The organism is Thalassotalea psychrophila (assembly GCF_031583595.1).
In the GTDB taxonomy this organism is placed as follows: Bacteria; Pseudomonadota; Gammaproteobacteria; order Enterobacterales; family Alteromonadaceae; genus Thalassotalea_A; species Thalassotalea_A psychrophila.
This window is the reverse complement of record NZ_CP134145.1, coordinates 3,762,744-3,783,576: the sequence shown is the minus strand read 5'-3', so window position 1 is coordinate 3,783,576 and position 20,833 is coordinate 3,762,744. Positions and strand designations below refer to the sequence as shown.

At 37.9% G+C, this 20,833-nt stretch carries 16 protein-coding genes; 5 read left to right on the top strand and 11 right to left on the bottom strand.

Annotated elements, in window-relative coordinates:
• Positions 1 to 15 precede the first annotated feature (15 nt).
• From RGQ13_RS15655 to RGQ13_RS15645, 3 genes are all read right to left on the bottom strand, one after another.
• Positions 16 to 1,014 (bottom strand): LacI family DNA-binding transcriptional regulator, encoded by a 999-nt coding sequence (locus tag RGQ13_RS15655; protein WP_348390679.1) that lies wholly within the window; start codon positions 1,012 to 1,014, stop codon positions 16 to 18.
• 92 nt (positions 1,015 to 1,106) lie between these two features.
• Positions 1,107 to 2,435 carry a glycoside-pentoside-hexuronide (GPH):cation symporter gene (locus tag RGQ13_RS15650; RefSeq protein ID WP_348390678.1) on the bottom strand — a complete coding sequence of 443 codons (1,329 nt, stop codon included), beginning with the start codon at positions 2,433 to 2,435 and terminating at the stop codon, positions 1,107 to 1,109.
• Positions 2,436 to 2,476: 41 nt separating this feature from the next.
• Entirely contained in the window at positions 2,477 to 3,808 is a 1,332-nt protein-coding gene (locus RGQ13_RS15645) for a GH1 family beta-glucosidase (RefSeq protein WP_348390677.1), read from the bottom strand.
• A gap of 366 nt (positions 3,809 to 4,174) precedes the next feature.
• Here RGQ13_RS15645 and RGQ13_RS15640 point away from each other — a divergent pair, with 366 nt between their 5' ends.
• Both RGQ13_RS15640 and RGQ13_RS15635 read left to right on the top strand, forming a co-directional pair.
• Positions 4,175 to 5,443 (top strand): sugar MFS transporter, encoded by a 1,269-nt coding sequence (locus tag RGQ13_RS15640; protein ID WP_348390676.1) that lies wholly within the window; start codon positions 4,175 to 4,177, stop codon positions 5,441 to 5,443.
• Positions 5,444 to 5,455: 12 nt separating this feature from the next.
• Positions 5,456 to 8,008, top strand: coding sequence for a glycoside hydrolase family 3 protein (locus RGQ13_RS15635; RefSeq protein ID WP_348390675.1), 2,553 nt, complete (start codon positions 5,456 to 5,458; stop codon positions 8,006 to 8,008).
• An 81-nt stretch (positions 8,009 to 8,089) separates the two neighbouring features.
• Here RGQ13_RS15635 and RGQ13_RS15630 read toward each other — a convergent pair whose 3' ends face one another.
• From RGQ13_RS15630 to RGQ13_RS15595, 8 genes are all read right to left on the bottom strand, one after another.
• Positions 8,090 to 8,905 carry a polysaccharide deacetylase family protein gene (locus tag RGQ13_RS15630; protein ID WP_348390674.1) on the bottom strand — a complete coding sequence of 272 codons (816 nt, stop codon included), beginning with the start codon at positions 8,903 to 8,905 and terminating at the stop codon, positions 8,090 to 8,092.
• Between the two features lie 6 nt (positions 8,906 to 8,911).
• Positions 8,912 to 10,396 carry a tryptophan halogenase family protein gene (locus tag RGQ13_RS15625; protein WP_348390673.1) on the bottom strand — a complete coding sequence of 495 codons (1,485 nt, stop codon included), beginning with the start codon at positions 10,394 to 10,396 and terminating at the stop codon, positions 8,912 to 8,914.
• Positions 10,397 to 10,422: 26 nt separating this feature from the next.
• The gene (locus RGQ13_RS15620) at positions 10,423 to 11,424 is read right to left on the bottom strand and encodes a cupin-like domain-containing protein (RefSeq protein WP_348393415.1); all 1,002 of its coding nucleotides are present in this window, start codon (positions 11,422 to 11,424) and stop codon (positions 10,423 to 10,425) included.
• Between the two features lie 48 nt (positions 11,425 to 11,472).
• Positions 11,473 to 12,204, bottom strand: a complete 732-nt coding sequence (locus tag RGQ13_RS15615) for a SapC family protein (RefSeq protein WP_348390672.1) — start codon at positions 12,202 to 12,204, stop codon at positions 11,473 to 11,475.
• 27 nt (positions 12,205 to 12,231) lie between these two features.
• Complete coding sequence (locus RGQ13_RS15610) at positions 12,232 to 13,794, bottom strand: tryptophan halogenase family protein (RefSeq protein WP_348390671.1); 1,563 nt, start codon at positions 13,792 to 13,794, stop codon at positions 12,232 to 12,234.
• 220 nt (positions 13,795 to 14,014) lie between these two features.
• Positions 14,015 to 16,996 carry a TonB-dependent receptor gene (locus RGQ13_RS15605; RefSeq protein ID WP_348390670.1) on the bottom strand — a complete coding sequence of 994 codons (2,982 nt, stop codon included), beginning with the start codon at positions 16,994 to 16,996 and terminating at the stop codon, positions 14,015 to 14,017.
• 432 nt (positions 16,997 to 17,428) lie between these two features.
• Positions 17,429 to 18,379 (bottom strand): dihydroorotate oxidase, encoded by a 951-nt coding sequence (locus RGQ13_RS15600; protein WP_348390669.1) that lies wholly within the window; start codon positions 18,377 to 18,379, stop codon positions 17,429 to 17,431.
• Positions 18,380 to 18,566: 187 nt separating this feature from the next.
• Positions 18,567 to 18,917 carry a DUF2750 domain-containing protein gene (locus RGQ13_RS15595; RefSeq protein WP_348390668.1) on the bottom strand — a complete coding sequence of 117 codons (351 nt, stop codon included), beginning with the start codon at positions 18,915 to 18,917 and terminating at the stop codon, positions 18,567 to 18,569.
• A gap of 134 nt (positions 18,918 to 19,051) precedes the next feature.
• Here RGQ13_RS15595 and RGQ13_RS15590 point away from each other — a divergent pair, with 134 nt between their 5' ends.
• From RGQ13_RS15590 to RGQ13_RS15580, 3 genes are all read left to right on the top strand, one after another.
• Entirely contained in the window at positions 19,052 to 19,378 is a 327-nt protein-coding gene (locus RGQ13_RS15590; protein ID WP_348390667.1) for a hypothetical protein, read from the top strand.
• An 8-nt stretch (positions 19,379 to 19,386) separates the two neighbouring features.
• Positions 19,387 to 19,881 carry an LURP-one-related/scramblase family protein gene (locus tag RGQ13_RS15585; protein ID WP_348390666.1) on the top strand — a complete coding sequence of 165 codons (495 nt, stop codon included), beginning with the start codon at positions 19,387 to 19,389 and terminating at the stop codon, positions 19,879 to 19,881.
• A 103-nt stretch (positions 19,882 to 19,984) separates the two neighbouring features.
• Entirely contained in the window at positions 19,985 to 20,833 is an 849-nt protein-coding gene (locus RGQ13_RS15580; RefSeq protein WP_348390665.1) for a co-chaperone YbbN, read from the top strand.

The window sequence follows — 20,833 nt, the reverse complement described above, 5'->3', positions numbered from 1 at the left end:
ACTAAACCTAATAGCTTATGATATTGAAGCGATAGAGTTACGTTGCACTAATTTTGGTTCAAATACATTCTGGATAGTAATATCATCTTGTTTATAAACACTTTTTAAAATAATGTCAGTTGCCATTTTACCCATAAAATATGCAGAGTTATCTACAGTAGTTAGCTCTGGATATAAATAACTGGCAAACATATTATTATCAAAACCGACTATAGATAGATCTTTGGGTAAATCTAAGCCTTGTTTTCTTGCCGCTTTCATCGCGCCTGATGCCATTTCATCATTTCCGCAAGCTATTGCAGTAAATTTTGTTGCTGCTGTCTTTAATTGGTTAAATCCGTCAAAACCGCTGTCTTCATTAAAATCACCCTGAAAGAAAAGCTCGGTTTTATAAGCTAAATTATGTTCAGTAAGGGCTTTTTTATGGCCTAAAAGACGATCGTGAGAATCAACTTTCCAGTCTGGTCCTGCAATGTAAGCTATGTCTTCGTGGCCCTTTTCTATTAATGCCTTTGTTGCTAAGTAACCACCTTGCTCGTTATTCAAGCTAATACAATTATTGGCAATACCATTTATTTTACGGTTAACAAGCACTGTCGGGATAGTTTTTGAAATACTAATGAGATAGTCATCATCTACTGAATCTGTTAGTAAAATTAGCGCATCACACTTTCGGCTAATTAAAAAATCAATAGCGCTTTTTTCTTGCGCTTCATCACTATGACCAGTGGTAATAATAATATGCTTGTTGGCTATACGAAGTTCGTTTTCAATACCGTCCATGATAAAACCAAAGAATCCACCATGTAATTCAGAAACTAATACACCGACACTATTGGTACGATTAGACGCTAAGGATTGCGCAATAGAATTTGGTTTATATCCTAATTTATCCATGGCCTGCAATACTTTAGTTCGCGTTTTGTCGCTTACTTTCGCATTGTTATTCATTACTCGCGAAACAGTTGCAAGAGATACTCCTGCTAATTCCGACACTTCATAAATTGTGGCCATTTAACGCTGATCCTTAGAGTTATTGAATTAAATAATTAGTAGAAAAATTATAACCTTATTTTGGGTGACACTGTATCATGATTGCAGCCAAATTAACCAGTAGCCTGATTAAGTTGTTGGTGTATGTCAGCGACCTTTTTGTCATCTAATATGTACCAACGCATAATGAAAGCAACTAATAAAGAACCTATTGCTGGAAACAAGGTAAACGATAATAAAATCCCTTGTTTTGTAGCTTCAGTTTGTTCCATATCGGCTTGATAACCGTAATAAGCTAGAGACCAACCGGCTAAAGCTCCGCCTAAGGCGAGACCTAATTTAATAAAAAATACTACCGATGAATATACGATACCAGTAATTCTAACACCGGTTTTCCAATGACCATAATCGATGGTATCAGCCATTTTTGCCCAAAGTAATGGTGTTGCCATTTCAAGGAAGAAGCGCCATAAGAAGAACACAACAAATGCTAAAGTAAGTTGTTCGCTACCAATAAAGTAACTTAACGCACAAATAATTGCGGCTATTGTTTGTAACGATATATAGGCTTTAATTTTACAGACTTTTTTCGCTAACGGCTGAGCTAAAGCAACACCTGCAATACTGCCAATCATGCCTAGGGTAATAAACGCTGAAACCAGATCTTCACGGCCAAGGAAATATTTCACGTAATAAACGGATAAAGAAAAACGTAATATTTGTCCGGTAAGTAATGATACAGCCGCTAAACATAAAATACGCCATTGATCATTTTTCCAAAGTGATTTGAAGTCATCTTTAAAACTAGATTTTTGTGAAACAGGGGTGACTACTCGCTCTTTAGTACCAGCAAAGCATAGCAAAAACATAATAACGCCCATGATACTCATCACTATCATGGTGTATTGATAGCCTTTGGCGTTGTCGCCATTACCAAAATATTCCACCATAGGCATAGTACAGGCGGCTATAAAGGCGCCGCCGAGCATGGCAAAAATAAAACGATAAGTTTGTACCGTTACACGTTCTTTTGGATCTGCAGTAATAACACCACCAAGAGCAGAGTAAGGTATATTAATTGCGGTATAAACCATCATCAGCAATGTGTAAGTTACAAATGCATAGATTAAACGACCACTTTCAGAAAAATCAGGTGTAGTGAAAGCTAGTACACTAATTAAGCCAAACGGCAGTGCCAGCCATACTAAGTAAGGGCGAAATTGGCCATATTTAGTTCGAGTTCTATCCGCTACTGCCCCCATAAGAGGATCAGTGATCGCATCGACGACACGTACTAGTAAAAACATAGTACCAACGGCGGCAGGAGCTAAACCAACAACATCGGTATAATATACCAACAAAAACATCATCACTGTTTGCCAAATGATATTACTGGCAGTATCGCCTAAGCCATATGACATTTTTTCTTTAACTGAAAGCATTACAGACCCTTTCTATTTATAATTATAATTATTCTGGTGTATTAAGTTCTTTGTGCAAGTAGCTCGCTGTAAGCTTTGCCACTTGCTTTTATAGTGCGTTGTTGGGTTTCATAATCTACATAGACTATACCAAATCGTTTGCTATACCCTAGTGCCCATTCAAAATTGTCCATTAAACTCCAGGCAAAATAACCTTTTACGTTAACGCCTTGTTCTATGGCATCATGCAATGCATTTAAATGTTGTTGATAATAGCCAATGCGGTTTTGATCATCGACCAGGTTGTTTTCAATGGTGTCAGGCATAGCACAACCATTTTCAGTGATATAAACAGGTGGCAGCTGATATTTTTCATTCAAACTGGTTAGCAAGTCAGTAAAGGCTTGCGGGTAGATTTCCCAGCCCATATCTGTAAGCGGAACATTCTCTGGTGGAATAACCATAAATGGTTCAACTGCATCTGCTTTAAAAACTTCTCTGGTATAAAAGTTGACGCCTAAGAAGTCCATTTTTTTACAAATGATGTCCATATCTCCATCAACTATGTCAGGCTTATGAGCATCGTTTAGTAAATCAATAGTATCAGGGTAACAGCCATCAAATAACGGCTTGATATACCATTGATTGTTATAATCGTCAGCAAATTTAGTTGCCGCTAGATCTTCTGGAGAGTCAGTAGCTGGATAAGCGGGAGTAAAGTTTAAAACAATACCATTCATGCTGTTTGGGCTATATTTATTGAGCACATCCATGGCTAAACCATGAGCAAGTAAAATATGATGAGCGGCCTTGCGCCCATACTCTTTACCTACTTTTCCCGGTGCATGAATACCAACTTCATAACCTAAATATGCACTACAAAATGGTTCGTTAAACGTCGCGTAGGAATGAACTCTTTTACCTAATGCTGTTGTTACCAACTTGGCATACTCAGCAAACTTATAGGCTGTTTCTCTGTTTAGCCAACCACCGGTATCTTCTAAATATTGCGGTAAATCCCAATGATAAAGCGTTACGAAAGGTTTAATGCCTTTGGCATTAAGGACATCTAATAATTTAATGTAAAAATCTAAGCCTTGTTGATTAGCGCTACCATCTTGATTCATAACTCTTGGCCAAGAAATAGATAATCGATAAGCATCGACTCCTAGTTGGTCAATAAGCTCTACATCTTGTTGCCATAAATTGTAATGATCACAAGCAATGCTGCCATCACTTTTGTCAGAAATTGTGCCTTCTTTTTTGCAGAAGGTGTCCCAAATACATGGCAACCGAGAATTAATGCCTCCTTCTATCTGAAAAGATGCTGTAGCAACACCATAGAGAAAATTTTTGCTTAGCATTTTTGAGCGTTGTGGTAATGAGATCTTCATAGCAGACGACAAGTCCTGTTTTAATTTATTATAAATTATTCCTAGACCATCAAACCTTAAACAGTCTAGGAATATTAGCGTCTTACGGCTCAATAGTAAGCTAGGGATATGCTAGCTCAGTACGTAAGTTTATTATTGTTGTTACTATTATTATTTTTATAATCCAGATGAAAGCGCTTACATTGAATTGTTAAAAAAAATTGCTTTTGAGCAATTTTGTGGTATAAATGAAAGCGCTTACATGTTTGAGGTTAACGCTAAAATAACAAAAGGTCAACATTTAACCGCAAACAATCGCTAAAAACTAGGTAAACATCTTTTTTACCATATATTTGAAACCCAAGCAGAGGTTACAGAGGAAACATTATGGCTGGTGCAACGATTCCGTCAACGGAAAATAAAATCTCATCTCAATCTACAGGCGACTACAATTTTGCCTTAGTATCCCTAACATCATTATTTTTTATGTGGGGTTTTATTACCTGTTTAAATGATATTTTAATTCCACATTTAAAGGGGGTATTTGATTTATCTTATGCGCAAGCAATGTTGGTGCAGTTTTGCTTTTTTGGCGCTTATTTTATCGTTTCATTACCAGCCGGTAAGTTAGTTAAACAGTATGGATATCAACGAGGTATCGTCACTGGTTTGATCATAGCTGCTGTCGGTTGCTTGGCATTTTATCCGGCAGCCTCAATGCACAGTTATCCTGTGTTTTTATTGGCACTATTCATTTTGGCTTCAGGTATTACGCTTTTACAAGTTTCAGCCAACCCTTATGTAAGCTGTTTAGGTAAAGCAGAAACAGCTTCTTCACGCTTAACACTAACTCAGGCGTTTAATTCTTTAGGTACAACGGTTGCACCATTTTTTGGGGCTTATTTAATCTTAAATGAAGCTGCGGGTGCACTAGCAAGTGCTCAAGACAAAGCCGCGGCTGTACAAATGCCATATGTGTTTCTAGCCGCTATGTTATTGATTTTGGCTGCAGTCTTCGCATGGCTCAAGTTGCCTCACATTGAAGATGAGCAAGCGCATGATGAAAGTTCAAATGTTACCGGTAGTGCGTGGCAATATTCTCATTTAGTGTTAGGCGCGGTAGGTATTTTTGTTTATGTTGGTGCAGAAGTTTCTATTGGTAGTTTTTTAGTTAGCTTTTTTGCTGACCCAAATATAGCCAGCCTTGAGGAGTCAGAAGCGGCGAAATATATAGCGTATTACTGGGGGGGGGCGATGGTCGGTCGTTTTATTGGTGCGGCAGTAATGCAAAAAATATCTGCCGGAAAGGTGTTGGCATTTAATGCAATCGTGGCTTGTGTATTGCTGGTTGTGGCAATGATGGGATCTGGTGCTTTGGCAATGTGGGCTATTTTATCGGTGGGTTTAGCAAACTCAATTATGTTCCCGACAATCTTCAGCCTTGCTGTTATCGGTTTAGGTAAACACACATCACAAGGCTCAGGAATTTTATGTATGGCAATTGTTGGTGGTGCACTGGTACCTGTTCTACAGGGCGTTTTTGCAGATTTAATTGGCTTACAAGCGTCTTTTTTTCTACCAATTATTTGTTATGTATTCATTGTTTATTATGGTTTGGTTGGGTCAAAACCAGTAACAAAATTAATCGCAAAATAGCGGAACTAAATTATGAAAAATGTACAAATTAAATTATTACTATCTACTCTTTTTATTACTGTAGTTGGTTGTTCTAAGGAGCAATCAGAAGAAAGCTATGTAGAGAAAACCGCTGATGCTGGAGTTAAACTTCAGTATAATATTGATATTTGGCCAATGCTCGATATACCCGTTAAACAAGATGTTGTGCTTGAGAAAAAAATAAAAGATATATTGTCAACAATGACACTTGAGCAAAAAGTCGCACAGATGATCCAACCGGAAATTCGCGATATAACGGTAGAAGATATGCGCACCTACGGCTTTGGTTCTTACTTAAATGGTGGTGGAGCATTTCCTAATAACGACAAACATGCAACCCCAAGTGATTGGATCAAATTAGCAGAAGATATGTATCAAGCTTCAATCGACGACTCGATTGATGGCAATAGTATCCCAACCATTTGGGGCACAGATGCCGTGCATGGTCATAACAATGTTATTGGTGCTACGTTGTTTCCACATAACATTGGTTTAGGGGCAGCAAATAATCCTGAATTAATTGAAAAAATTGCCGCAATTACAGCAACAGAAGTGATGGTTACTGGTATTGATTGGGTCTTTGCTCCTACAGTTGCCGTTGTTAGAGATGATCGTTGGGGACGTACCTATGAGGGGTACTCGGAAGATCCTGAGATTGTTCGAGAATATTCATCTGCGATAGTGAAAGGTCTACAAGGACATCCAGATAAAGACTTTTTAGGCGATAGTCGCGTAATATCAACGGTTAAGCATTTCTTGGGAGATGGCGGCACTGAAGGCGGCGATGATCAAGGCAACAATATTGCCAGCGAGCAAGAGTTATTTGATATTCATGGTCAAGGTTATGTCGGCGGTTTAACGGCTGGTGCACAGTCAGTTATGGCATCTTTTAATAGTTGGCATGGTGAAAAAAATCACGGCAATAAATATCTATTAACCACTGTATTAAAAGACAAAATGGGCTTCGATGGTTTTGTTGTTGGTGATTGGAATGGCCATGGTCAAATCCCAGGATGTACTAATGACAACTGCAGTCAAACCATTAATGCGGGTTTAGATATATTCATGGTACCAACAGATGCTTGGAAACCATTATATGAAAACACTATTTCGCAAGTTAAAGCGGGTGAGATACCACAAGCACGTATTGATGATGCGGTAAGTCGTATATTAAGAGTTAAACTTCGTGCCGGCATATTCGACAAGCCAAGCCCTGCTAATCGTGCCGTATCAGGTAAAGTGGAATTGATTGGTGCACAAGAACATAGAGATGTTGCTCGCCAGGCGGTAAGGGAATCGTTAGTTTTACTGAAGAATAAAGGCAATATATTACCACTAAACCCTAATGCGAATATTTTGGTTGCCGGCGATGGAGCCGATAATATCGGCAAGCAATCAGGGGGGTGGTCTATAACATGGCAGGGAACTGGTAATGAAAATTCAGACTTTCCGGGGGGAAGTTCTATTTACGCAGGTTTTGAAAACGTTGTAAGTACTGCTGGTGGTAATATTGAATTAGCTGTTGACGGTAACTTTAAAACTAAACCTGATGTTGCCATAGTGGTATTTGGTGAAGAGCCGTATGCAGAAGGTACCGGTGATATTGATAACCTAGATTATCAGCGGGGCAATAAAGCAGACTTAGCATTATTACAAAAATTAAAAGCACAGGGAGTCCCTGTAGTTTCGGTGTTTATATCTGGCCGACCGATGTGGGTAAATGCTGAATTAAATGCCTCAGATGCTTTTGTTGCTACTTGGTTACCGGGCAGTGAAGGTGAAGGCGTAAGTGAAGTGTTATTTTCAAACCCCGATGGTTCTGTTAATTATGACTTTAAAGGAAAATTATCTTTTTCTTGGCCGAAATCAGCGGTTCAAACTGTGGTTAACCGCAATGATGAAAATTATGATCCATTATTACCGTATGGTTTTGGCTTAAAATATGGTGATGATAATGTGTTAACTGATGATCTTAATGAGATTGTCACTAAAGGTGAGATTAAGCAGGAGTTGATATTATTTCAACAAGCAGTAAAAGCACCATGGGAAATTAATTTATCTTCTGGTGAACACACAGAACAAGTAACAAGTTCAATTGTTGAATTACCTGCGATCAAACTTAAAACTATGGATAAAGATATTCAGGAAGACGCTCGTACGATTACCTTTACTGGAGAAGGTAAGGGCTCTGTAAGCTTACGAAGCAATTTTGTTGAAGACTTCCGTTCATATGCTGAAAGGAGTGCCGCAATTACCTTTGAATTGCGTAAAGAACAAATATCTTCTGCGAGAGTAATGCTAGAAATGCATTGTGAAAAAGACTGTTTGGGTAAAGTCGATATTAGTGAATATATTGGCTCTATGCCGATAAACAGTTGGCAAAAGCTTAGTGTTGATTTGAATTGCTTTATTCAAAATGGCGCCAATATGGCAAGAATTAATCAGTCTTTTGTTATGTCTAGTGAAGATGAAGTAACATTGTCATTTGCTAATATTAAGCTTGAGATAAATAAAGCCGATAGGGCAGTGATAAACTGTCAGTAATGTTGAAATTTGCGGGTGAATAATTGCTCTGATGTACTCACTAGGTAGAGTTATATCAGGGTATTATTACCAGTTTATTAATTATTTGTGCAATGAATGTTGTTTGATATGTAGGCTAATATTACGATAAGTATCTACCCAGTAGATATCTTGATTATCTGCCAAATAACTTAATAACTCTTGATGCGCTTTTGTCGATACAGATAAGTGATCGCCACCAATTCCGTGAAAGGTAAAATTTGCAATTGTGCCGTGTGTAACTGCTTGCTTTGCATAAGCAATCAGTTCAGCTCCTGAATTGCCGGTAGGGGCCCATACCGGCGCATCCATGACATCAAATGCATTAATATTTTCAGGGATGTTACCAACCTGAGATTTAATACCAACAAAAGTATCTTTAAGGGCATGCACGTAATTTTTATTTTCTACCTGCTGATCTGTACAAGGTACAGTAAACGTTCTGATACTTTCCCCATCAATGGCTTTTAAAAAGCTATTTGCCGTTTTAATTTCTTGGATTATCTCTTTAAAGGTTTTGTTATCAAGGTCGTTGTGACTCGCAACCCAATCTCTGCCAGGTAAAGAGCCACTACAGGCATGATTAATTGAATGGTTGCCGAGTTCGTGTCCTTGCTTAGCGGCTTTTCGCCACTCTTCTAAACGTTCATCTACTGTTGGCGAATTGAGGGTTAAATAAAATGAGCCTTTTAAGTTTAAGCTATTAAGCGCAGGGATTGCGTTATCTAACTGGCTATTTAAGGCATCATCATAAGAAAGACTTATGGCGGCTTTGGTATTATTAGGCCAAATAAATTGCTCCGTAGCAAATGTGGGTAATGCCATTGCTGAAGCAACAAACATTAAAACATACAACTTAGAGCTATTTATTTGCATCATTTAAATTTAATCGCCGGAATTGCAATACTGTTTTATAAAAGCTTGATGATTTGGCAACTGACTTACAGTGCCTTTAATATTGGATTTTATATGATCTAAAAAGCGAATTAATTCATCATCACTCATATTATCTACAATAGGGTGGTAACTTTCAGGAATTAAACCTTGACCAATCATCACCTGCATCCATGAATCATCAAATAATTCATTGTTTTTGCGAAATACTCGCCCTGTTTCTTTAAACAGTTCAATACGATGAGATAATCGCTCAGGGATCGGCATATTGCGACAATGACGCCAAAATTCTGTATCGCTTCGATTGTGCTGGCAATAATGTAAAATGATAAAGTCTCTGGTTGTTTCGGTATCAAACTTGGTTTGCAAATTAAATTCATCAATATCAGTTTGCTTAATTCCAGTGTGAGGAAACATCCGCATTAAACGTACAATTGATTGTTGAATAAGGTGAATGCTGGTGGACTCTAGAGGTTCTAAAAATCCACTTGAAAGGCCAACCGCAACACAGTTTTTGTTCCAATGTTTACGCCTTGTACCAGTTCGATACTTAATTACTCGTGGCTCGGTAATTTTTTCACCGACCAGGTTTTCTTCAAGTACAGCTTTGGCTTGTTCATCGCTGACAAATTTACTGCAATACACCATACCATTACCAACTCGGTGCTGTAATGGGATGCGCCACTGCCAACCAAAGTCATGAGCAATGGAGCGGGTATATGGAATTGCTTCAGCAACCGACTTAGTTTGCACTGCAATGGCAGAGTCACAAGGTAGCCAATGCGACCAGTCTTCAAAACCAGTGTGTAATGCACCTTCAATTAACAATGCGCGCTGACCGGTACAGTCGATAAATAAATCGCCTTCAACTACTTTGCCATTGGCTAAACTTAAAGACTCAATAAAGCCTGTTTCATGATTTTGTTTTACTTGTTCTATTTTTCCTTCAACACGCGTAACGCCATGAGCTTCGCTCATTTTTCTAAGGTATTGTCCATAACGTGTTGCATCAATATGATAGGCATAGTTAAGGCCGTTATTTGGTAAGTGTGCAAATTTTTCGCTTACCGCGCTTACTTGTTCCAAGCAATAATCACCAAAATCACTGGCAATACCTTGCTGGCGACCTTTTAGCCAAAAATGCTGAAAGCCAGCAGCCCAACAATCTTGACCTGTTACGCCAAAGGCGTGCAGGTAATCTTCATTTTTAGCACGCCAGTTTTCAAACTTAATACCTAACTTAAACGTGCCATGAGTTTCTTTTAAAAACTCGGCTTCATTAATGTTCAATAATTTATGAAAATATTGCAGCGTTGGTATCGTTGCTTCCCCAACACCTACGGTTGCGATTTCATCCGATTCTACCAGGGTAATATCAAGGTTCTTGCCTAGTAGCTTCGATAATGCCGCTGCGGCCATCCAACCAGCAGTTCCACCACCAGCAATGACAACCTTTTTTATTCTTTTATCTTGCACTGTATCACCTATGTTTACTGTTGTGATTAACGATTAAGTTTGTTTAATAACATGGCTCGTATTTTTCTAGCAGCCATATCTGAATTTGAATCAAGAATACCAAGTTTATCTTCAGGGATATGAGCTAAGGCATTTTCATCAACGTTAAAAATATAATGTTCAAACATTGCCTGCCAGGCAAGCTTTTGTTGCTCAGGTAAATCTTTAATGTTGAGCAAAGCATGATAAAGCGCATCCATACCTGCACCCATCTGTAAATTGGTTGTTTGCCACCAATAATTTATTAATATATTAAAATTATCTAAGCCTTCAACATGGTGCCACCACATACTGGGTAAAAACAAACAATCGCCTGGTTCTAGTTCCGCCACTTGCGCATTTGCCAATGCCTGTTTAAATTTTGGGAAACGATCAAAGTCAGGTTCATAAAAGTCTACTAAGCTAATTGCTTGCCCCGCAGGTGTATGGTCTAGCGGACCAATATATAAATTTTTAACTTCCTCAGGAGGAAATAAGGTAAAGCGTCTTTTGCCGGCTACACAGCAGGCAATGTTATTAGGTGTATCATGATGAGCAGCAATACGAGAGCGATTACTTAACCAAATGCTCGCTAATGGCTTAAATTCACTTAACGCCGGTAAATCATTGTGCTCTCGAAAACTTGGCAGCAACTTATTGATGTCAGTAGAGCCAACATATTTTGCTGCGGATGGCTGCTGATCAGGTTTTAGCAGTTCTGTTAAGAAAGCATCTAAGGCAATGGTTTTGCGGTCAAAATTAAAACCTGATAAATCATCATTGTAAAATAAACGGCCATTATCCTTACTTTCACCAAAGCCTGCTCCTACCGGCATCCCTTGGTAAAACTGTTGTAAGTAATTCACCGCTGATTCGTTTGATTCATTCGCAGCACAAACAATAGGCCAATGCTTTACCAGTCCTTTCAAAATGATAGGTTGTGTTGATGATAAAACCTTGGCAGGAATATTTTCAGCACTACAGCTTGATACCTGCTCAACTGGTTTTATCTGACTAAATATATCGCTGATAACAACTGCCTCATCAAAAGTTACTATTTACTTTGGTTGTACTTTATCTTGTTTCTTCTGGATTAAGCCGCCGATATTAGACTGAGAGGCTATGACCATGTAAATAAGCATCAATAATCCAGACTTGTTTAATTGTTCAAGCTGCTCACCAGATAGTCCGGTCAGTTTTTCTTCATTGATGGTATGAAAGCCAGCTAAACGATGATTTGAGCCATCTTGTAACTGAATATCTAAATTAAAAGGCTCAATAAGGTCTAGCTCTGAAAGGGTACTGAAAAACAAGTCGGTAGACTCTTTACTGTCATGTAGTGCTTTTAAGGTGGTACTGATTTTATTGATGTATTCACTATTACCACCATGCGATAAGAAAATTTTCTCGCCTTGGTCTTTATTTACTCTTGGGTTATCCAGGTCAATATGAATGACAGGGTTTTCTGTGCTTTCGCCATTTTCAACAACGGTTTGTTTACCGATTAAAAAAGGCTCTCTTTCCACCATTAATGGAATATAACTGGCATTCCATTTATCATTTTCAAGATATAGATTTTCCTTACCTTCAAAGCCAAACAATGCCAGAGCAGTATAAGCATTGTTCTCTTGATCTTTATAGAAAAAGATAGGGTAGTCAGCCTGGGCATTTTTAAACTCAAATGGGTATATGGCACTGTACATTTTATTATTGCCATATTTTTCTGATTTTTCAGTAATAATTTTTAGGTCTTGATGGTCAACGTTATTTAAAAAAGCGTGATTCGCCATGGAAACTCCTGTTTTTATAATTATTAATTAGCATACCTTTTTATTCATTTGAAGATGAATGATATGGTCAATTAGTTCACGATTTGTCGGTAAGCCTGCCAAATACTTTTGGCATAACTGTTGGTTTTCGGTTATAAGCTTTTCACTAAGCAATTCGTTATCAATTCGCCTTGATGTTGCTCTAACTTGGGTTTTAAATCCCATACCATAAAGAATGTATTGATAGCTGGCAGCCGGAAAGATTTCTTCAATTTCGGTAAAGTCATTAAAGGTTGGCTCTTGGTATTGCCATAAAGCCAACAGTTGCTGTAAACGATCAGGTATGGTGTTTGTAGCTTTGTTGTCTTGCCAGTATTTTGCGCTGCGCTTGCTAAGCACATAATGCAGCTTTAAAAATTCAATGATACGTTGCCAGCGATAATGGAAACGACGATTAAATCGCTCGGCAGTAATTGGCATGATTGATTGCTCAGCGGGCAGTTCTTTGGCGATCATTTTGGCGGATAATTCTACTAATGCCAGTGCAGATGCTTCCAGTGGCTCAAGAAAGCCTGATGCCATTCCAACAGCCACACAGTTTTTGTGCCAGAACTTCTCTCTATAACCAGGAGTAAAAGACAGCTTTCTAATCTTGGCTTCTTTTATTATATTTTGTGGCAGTGTTTTAGATAAATAAGCTCGAAGCTGTGCTTCTGCTGCATCGTCAGTCATATAGTCACTGGCATAAACACAGCCTACACCACGACGAGTTGGCAGGCCTATATCCCAAATCCAGCCAGCATCGTGTGCTGTAGAAATAGTATGTGATGCAATTTTTTCATTCGCATTGGCATAGGGTACTTGTACTGCTAGTGCGGTGTCATTAAACAGCACGTCTTTTTTGTTGATAAAAGGTATTTTGTAATGTTGAGCTAATAAAATAGCCGAACTTCCTGAGCAATCAACAAATAACTCAGCAGTTAAGTTGCCATGTTGTTTGGTGCTAATAGACTGGATATTGTCATCAATGTTGCCATTCACGCCAGTGACATGGTCCTTGATATGCTTCACTTTGAGTTTTTCAGTACAGTGTTTTTGCAGCAGTTGTGCAAATTTTGTAGCATTTAGGTGATATGCATAATTAGCAACAGCGGCATATTCAGGCGTTTGTTTTTGCTTAGGTGCACAGCCATAGTCACATAAATGCGGTTGAAAGCTCACCGTATGAGCAAAAGATGTTGAGTTTTTTGATTGCTGCCAGTGTTTGGTTAAATTTGATTGACCAAAACCGTGTGGTGCTACAAATGGGTGATAGTAACTATCGGCAGATGTATCGTCACACCAGCCAACAAATTGTGAACCTTGTTTAAAGGACACGTCACAACAGCTGATAAAATCATATTCAGAAATACCGATAGATTGGATGGTATCTCTCATTGTTGGCCAGGTACCTTCACCAACCCCGATAGGTTTAAGATCAGGCGATTCGATTAGGGTGATTTCTAAACCATCAGCGCGATGTGCATTGTGCTCAGCAGCAAGTATGCCGGCTGTTAGCCAACCTGCGGTACCACCACCAACAATTACAATTTTTTTAAGGGGGTTGTTCATATCAATACCATTAATTAGACCAAAAACTTAATTAACGTTTTGTTTTTATTTATAACTTTCTAGAGATTAACTACTATCTTTTAGTTGAGCTTGTAAGTAAAGATAATACTAATGTGAATAACCATTTAAATTATTTATGTGATTTAAACAAAAATAACTATTCACATGAGTATAAAAGCCGCTGCATGCAGCGGCTTTGTTAGTTGATATATGTTAAATATTAAAACTTATATCGCATACCAATATTATAACGCGGTCCTGATTGCTCGATGTTCTTAACCATTAACTGATGACGACCGTAACTGCGAGTGATTTCATCTGTTAAGTTAATACCTTCAGCAAATACAGCAAGGTTTTCGTTAAATTCATAGCTAATGTTTGCATCTAGTTGACCGTAGTCTTCTACATATACAGGGTTTAGACCTTGACCATCATGAGTTCCTTGTAGGAAGTCATCGCGCCAGTTGTAAGCAACACGAACTTGAAAACCATATTTTTCATAGAAGGCAACAATGTTGTATGAATCACTTACGCCAAGTAACGGTGTAATTTGATTTCCTGAGAAATCACCATCATCATAATCAATGTCACTATCTACAACTGTTAGGTTGGCCATAGCTCCAAAACCTGAATCACCAAAGAAGTGCTGTATAGCAAACTCGAAACCGTCTACTTTATTGCTACCTTGGTTAACTGGTTGAGTAAAATCGACATCTAAGATGCCATTTTCTGTTGGATGACCCCAAATTTGAGTCATTGCTCCGCCTGCAGCAGGAATGATGTATTGGTCACCTGGGTTTGATAGTTCTATATTCTCACGAATTGCTTCACTATTTGATGAATCGCCACCAGTAGCTGCAACAGCAGCATCAAAGCGGGCCCCTGAGGCTGGGTCAGTTACATCGTAAGGAGATTCATTGATTATTTTATTACCAACAACCTGTTCAACATCTTTTTGGAAGTAACCTAAAGATACATAACTGGCTTCACCGTAATAGTACTCAAGCGAAAGGTCGATATTCTCTGATTCAACAGGTAGTAACCCTGGATTACCACGAGAACCCGTTGCACCACCATTTCGAACTTCATTTAAACGGCTACCCGCAGTTAAATTACCGTACGCAGGACGAGTAATTGTTTCACTGTATGAGGCTCTTACAATGACATCTTCTAAAGGTTCAATGTTAAAATCTATGTTAGGAAGAACATAGTCATAATCGCCTTCGCCATTAAAGAATACCGCATCATCTGCACGTACAATTTCAAACTCGTTAGTAGATACCCAGCCTAGATTCACTACATCTGGTAAAAGAGTGGTTGAAGTAACATCCGTTTGCTCATAACGAATACCTATGGTTAACGCCGCAGGCATTTCACCTATTTCAAACGCTAAATTAGCTTGTAAATATGCGCTTGTTGATTCTTCTTCTGTACGTCTGTCTGTTGTATATTCAGACGGTGCACAAATAGTTGTGCCACATGGCCAGGCTTGAGTATCGCTAGGGTCTGAATATAAATCGCCAACTAAATCAGCAATTGTTTTAAAATCTACAGCCCAAAACTCATTGATCATATTTGATTTATTACCCGGCATGTTATCAAAGCGATCTTTCATGGTATCTTTGCTATCAAGTAACATTTGATCGTCAATATCGTCTGCAGAGCCAGTACCACCCCAGTTAGGGCGTTCTGCAACTGCAAAGGCATTGCGGTTCTCTACTTTGTTAAAGCCAACACCAAAATCGATACTTTCAACAACGCCTTGATCAAATACATATGTACCATCTAATTGAACTTGCTCTATTTCAGATTTCATGTAGCTGTTTCTGAAACTTGTACCAGTCGTTCTAACGTCATCTGGCGTTAAACCGTTTGTACCGTCAGGGAATGCAACTTCTACGACAGGGAAGTCTGAAGTGAAGTCTACTTTTGTCTCTGCACGAGTCCAAGTCGCCATTTGAATAGTATTACTGTTACCATAAATGCTGTCAGGTTTTGCTTCTGCTGAAGAGCTATGAAAATCAAGGGCAAAAGATAAGTTGTCATTTACCAAGTACTCTAAATTTAAACCGATGGAATCGTTTTCATTAACTTTTGCACTTTGCTCTACTTGACTCACTAAATCAGAAGGGCCATCAATATCATGGATCATCATTGGCGCAGAAACATTGTCGCCATCCGGATCTGTCCACTCTGAGCCGCCAGCATAGTTCAAGCTCATCCACACAGAGTGAATGTTTTGATTTAACTCTTCTTCTAATTTTGAGTAAGTATAATCTAGTGTTGCTGTTAAGTTTTCAACAGGGCGATATTGAAACGTTAATTGACCATTAGTACGTGTACGGTCTACTTCACTGAAACCATATAATACGTTATGAGGAACAGCATATGTTACGCCATCAGCTGGCACATTAATGTTATTTGGGCCTTCACCAACTGAACCCCAGTCACCAACGCCACCTGTTTGCGGGCGCCAGCCGTTATCAACACCAGCACGCGCTGAACCACTTTGACGATTTTGGTATGAACCTGTAATTGCAACACCAAATTTACCATCTGCGAATGTGTCACTATATAAACCTGATAATTCAGGGGTTAAGCTATCGCCATCTTCACTTGATGTATCATGCACACCTTTAACGCTAACCGCTGCTTGTTTCCCTGCATTTAATGGCTTTATTGTTACTAAGTTAATCGTAGAACCGATACCACCTGTTGCAACGTCTGCTCGGCCGGTTTTGTATACTTCAACAGCACTTACACCTTCAGATGCTAAGTTACCAAAGTCGAATGAACGAGAATCAGAAGCACTAGTATCATTGATATTCGCAGTTGGCATTTGACGGCCATTTAGCGTTACCAAGTTATAGTCAGGACCAAAACCACGAACAGTTACTTTGCTACCTTCACCATTATCACGATCAATTGATACACCTGAAATACGTTGCAGAGATTCGGCTAAGTTTGTATCTGGAAACTTACCTATATCTTCTGCTGAAATTGCATCTACAACACCTCTTGAAGAGCGTTTAATGTCAACCGACTTCGTCAAACTGCCACGAATACCGGTAACTTCTATTATTTCTACATCATCACCAGCGGTAACTTCTTCAGCCGCATAAGTGGTAGTTATAACTGAAGCTCCTAATATTAACGACAAACTCGTTGCTAGTTTAGTTTTGTTAAATGTTCTTGTTTTCACTTTACTCTCCCCAGAGTGCTTTATTTTATTTTTAGTGAATTTCTGTGTAACTAATTTTGTAAGCGCTTACATTTCTATTTAAAAAAACAGGCTTAACAAATTGTAATTTTTTGTAAGCGCTTACATAAACTAATTTAATATTTTCATTTCGTCAATAACTTTTAACGTTTATTTTACTTTTTATTTACTTTTTTATGAAAGCAAGCCTGTTTAATTTTATAAAAATCAATAACTTATTGTTGTGATGATGATTGGTTAATATTTTATTAAATTTCGGTCGGAGTAAAGATAATAGCTTTTTAAGGTATGATCTGCTTATAAGGAATATGATGAAAGTGATTTGTATTGAGCTAAGGGGATCTAGTTTGAAATGGCCACAATACTTGGCCATTATACTGTGATATTGAAGTTAAAAGTTACAGGTTATACTTGTTATAGAAGTTTCAACGCACCTTTAGCATCATTTATATCTTGATAGTTTTTACGGCTAAGTATTTGGCTAAGTTCGTTACTAATTCGACTAAAGCATTCTGTTCCTTGCTCTTGATAACAAGTTGCGACTTGTACCGCGTCAGCACCTGCCAATAAATATTCAAATGCATCGCTGCCACTATAAATACCACCAACACCAAAAATACTGATTTCTTTTGGCAGTAATTGTCTAAATGCATTCACGTTTGCTAAGCCTATTGGCTTTATGTAGCTACCGCATAAGCCGCCAAAACCAGCTTTAGGTTTAATTACCGGGCTTTCGGTTTCAGGATCAATAACTAAGGTGTTGCCAATAGAGTTAATTGAACTAATAAATTTAACGGGGTATTTTTTTAATATGTTGGCAACCGTTTCAAAATGATTAAAATCAAAATAAGCAGGTAGTTTTATACCAAGAGGCTTATCTCCAAATTTGGTGATTGCTGCAAGTGCTTTGTCGGTTTGCTCAAAGTCATAGCCAAGCTGGGGCTTACCAGGAACATTTGGACAAGAAAAGTTTACTTCTAACAAATCTGCCGCTGACTTTTGAAAAGCGCTGACCATTTCAACATTATCATTAATAGATAATCCTGAAATGCTAACGATAAGTGGTTTATTGTATTGAGTTAATCTAGGCAGCATATCAAGATAAGCTTTGTAGCCTAAATTTGGCAAACCCATAGACTGAATTGAACCTTGAGGTAACGCTTTATAACGAGGCTCTGGATTACCTTCTCGGGCAAGCAATGTACATGATTTTGTCATTATTGCTGCAGATTCAGATTGACCTAAGTTATGTAATTCCGCTTCGGTGGTACAACGAGGGCCGGAGGCATTTAGGATATAACTAGCAAAATTAACTTCTGCAACTGTAGAAGATAAATTGGGTTTGTTCGGTTGTGTTTTTGTCATTGCCAGCTCTCAATAAATCAGGAAATTAAATTGATTTATATTAACGCTGCGGGGAAAAAGAACTGTAATCAACTGTAACCAATTAAAGAAATTGAACATACAATTGATTTAGATTAATTTTAGGAAAAAATAAGACAGTGTTTATACTGAATTGTATAAACACCAACTCACAATATTTTTGGTTGAATTAAAGAGCTTTAACCAAAAGTTTTGCAAATTCAATTGCATCTAGTTCTGTACCTTCAGCATCTATTTGCCAGTCAACACCAACTAATACGCCATCTTCGTTAAGATCACTTATCCATTCTTCTAAAAACTGTTCTAAATGAATGCTGGCAACCTTATAGTCTTGCCATTCATCACAACAAAATTGTTGAGCCGTTTCGCTATTTGCCCATACAGGCATAACATCAGCGCTTTCGAATTCAGCTGAGTCACAAACAACCCAATCACCAGATTCGTTTTGTAAAGCAAATAATTGCTCTTCTTCATTTACTGTATCAACAAATGTTGAAAAATTTTGTAAATTATCAGACATCGAAATTCCTAATTAAATATTATTGTATCTATTTTAACACTTCAATTAGTAAAGTTTTGTTTTTAATTGAAATAATGAATATTTAGCATTTTTTGCTAAAGTTAATTCATGACTTTTAACATTTAGTGCATAACATGAGTAAAACTGTTTTTATTTTCCTTTTTGTTTTATTAACGAGTGGCTGTATGGATACGTCAGCATCAGATCCTGATATTGAAATGGCTGAGCTGAAGGCGACAAATGCGTTAAAGCCTTGCTCAAAGGCTTGGATGGTTTTTGTTGAAGACCGACTAGTATCATCAGATGGGCAAGGACATGGTCCTGATTTAGGCTCCGATGAGTGGAAGTCGGTGATTGAATTTAAATTAAATGTAAGAGGGAATGCTGAAGTTCCTGACAGAAATAGTGATGATTGGTGTGACTATGTTGACGAAAAAATAAAAACAACAGGACAGGGTTAAAATACTTAATGGCAAAATTTCAATTAAAACAGCGCTTTTTATCATTAACCGAAAAGTTTGAAATTAAAAATGAGCAAGACGAAATTGTTTACTTTGTTGATGGTAAATTTTTTAGTATCGGCAAAACATTTCATTTAAAAGATTCTAATGCAAACGAGCTCGCAGAAATAAAGCAAAAGGTGATCTCTCTTCGTCCTACATTTTATATTAATTTTAAAAATGGTCAGCAAGCTAAAGTAGTAAAAACATTTTTGCCAATTTTTAAAAGTCGCTTTGCGATCAAGTTTGAGGGGCGTGAAATTACTGCAACAGGTAACTTTTTATCCCATGAATATCAGTTTTCTGAAGCAGGAGTTGCTGTAGCAGAAGTGAGTAAAAAATGGTTTTCATTTAGTGATACTTATGGGCTTAATGTTGAAAATGATGAGTTAAACGAACTCGCCTTATGTATTTTAATCGTAATAGATGCTGTTCATCATGGCAGTGATAACAACTCATCATAAAAAGCATTAATAACTTGTCATTACTAGCTTGCATCTCTTGATTTTTGAGCTTCTACCCATATAACCTAAGCATAACAATATTATTATTTAGGACAGCCGTTAAATGTCAGACAATATCATTGCCATTAGCCCTGAAAACTTCCAACAAGTTATTTTAGAAGAATCAAAAACTAAACTTATCTTAGTACATTTTTGGGCAGAGCAAATACCTGAAAGCGTAGAGTTAAGAGACAAGTTGGCAGCAAGAGTTGCCGGTGCAGGTAGCTTTATGATTTTAGCAACAGTTGATTGTGCAGCTCAGCAAGCAATCGCACAACAGTTTGGTGTGCAAGCTTTACCTACCTCGGTAATGGTGAAAGATGGTCAGCCCATTGATGGTATTTCAGGTCCTCAACCTGACCAAGCTATTGATGAATTTTTAGGTAAATATTTGCCTAAACCTGAAGATACTCTTTTAGCTCAAGGTCTAGATTTATTACAGCAGCAACAAGTAAATGAAGCATTGCCACTATTACAACAAGCCTACGCAATTGATGGTGAACGTGCTGATATTAAAAAAGCACTGGCAGATGTTTATTTACATCTTGGTAAAATAACTGAAGCAGAGCCGTTGTTAGCAAGTATCACGATGGTTGACCAAGACTCTTATTATCAATCGTTAATCGCTAAATTAGAACTTGCGCAAGAGGCAAGTAACTCTCCTGAAATACAAGCTTTAGAGCAGCAATTAACTGCTAGTCCTGACGATATTGATTTAAGTCGCCAGTTAGCGGTGCAATATAGTCAAGTAAACCGTGTCGATGAAGCGCTTAGTTTACTGTATAAATTATTGCTTGTTGATGCCGGCGATAGTGAAAGCAAAAAGTTACTACTCGATATTCTTTCTGCCTTGCCTGATGGCGATAAATTGGCGGCGCAATATCGTCGTAAACTTTTTGCGATGATGTATTAA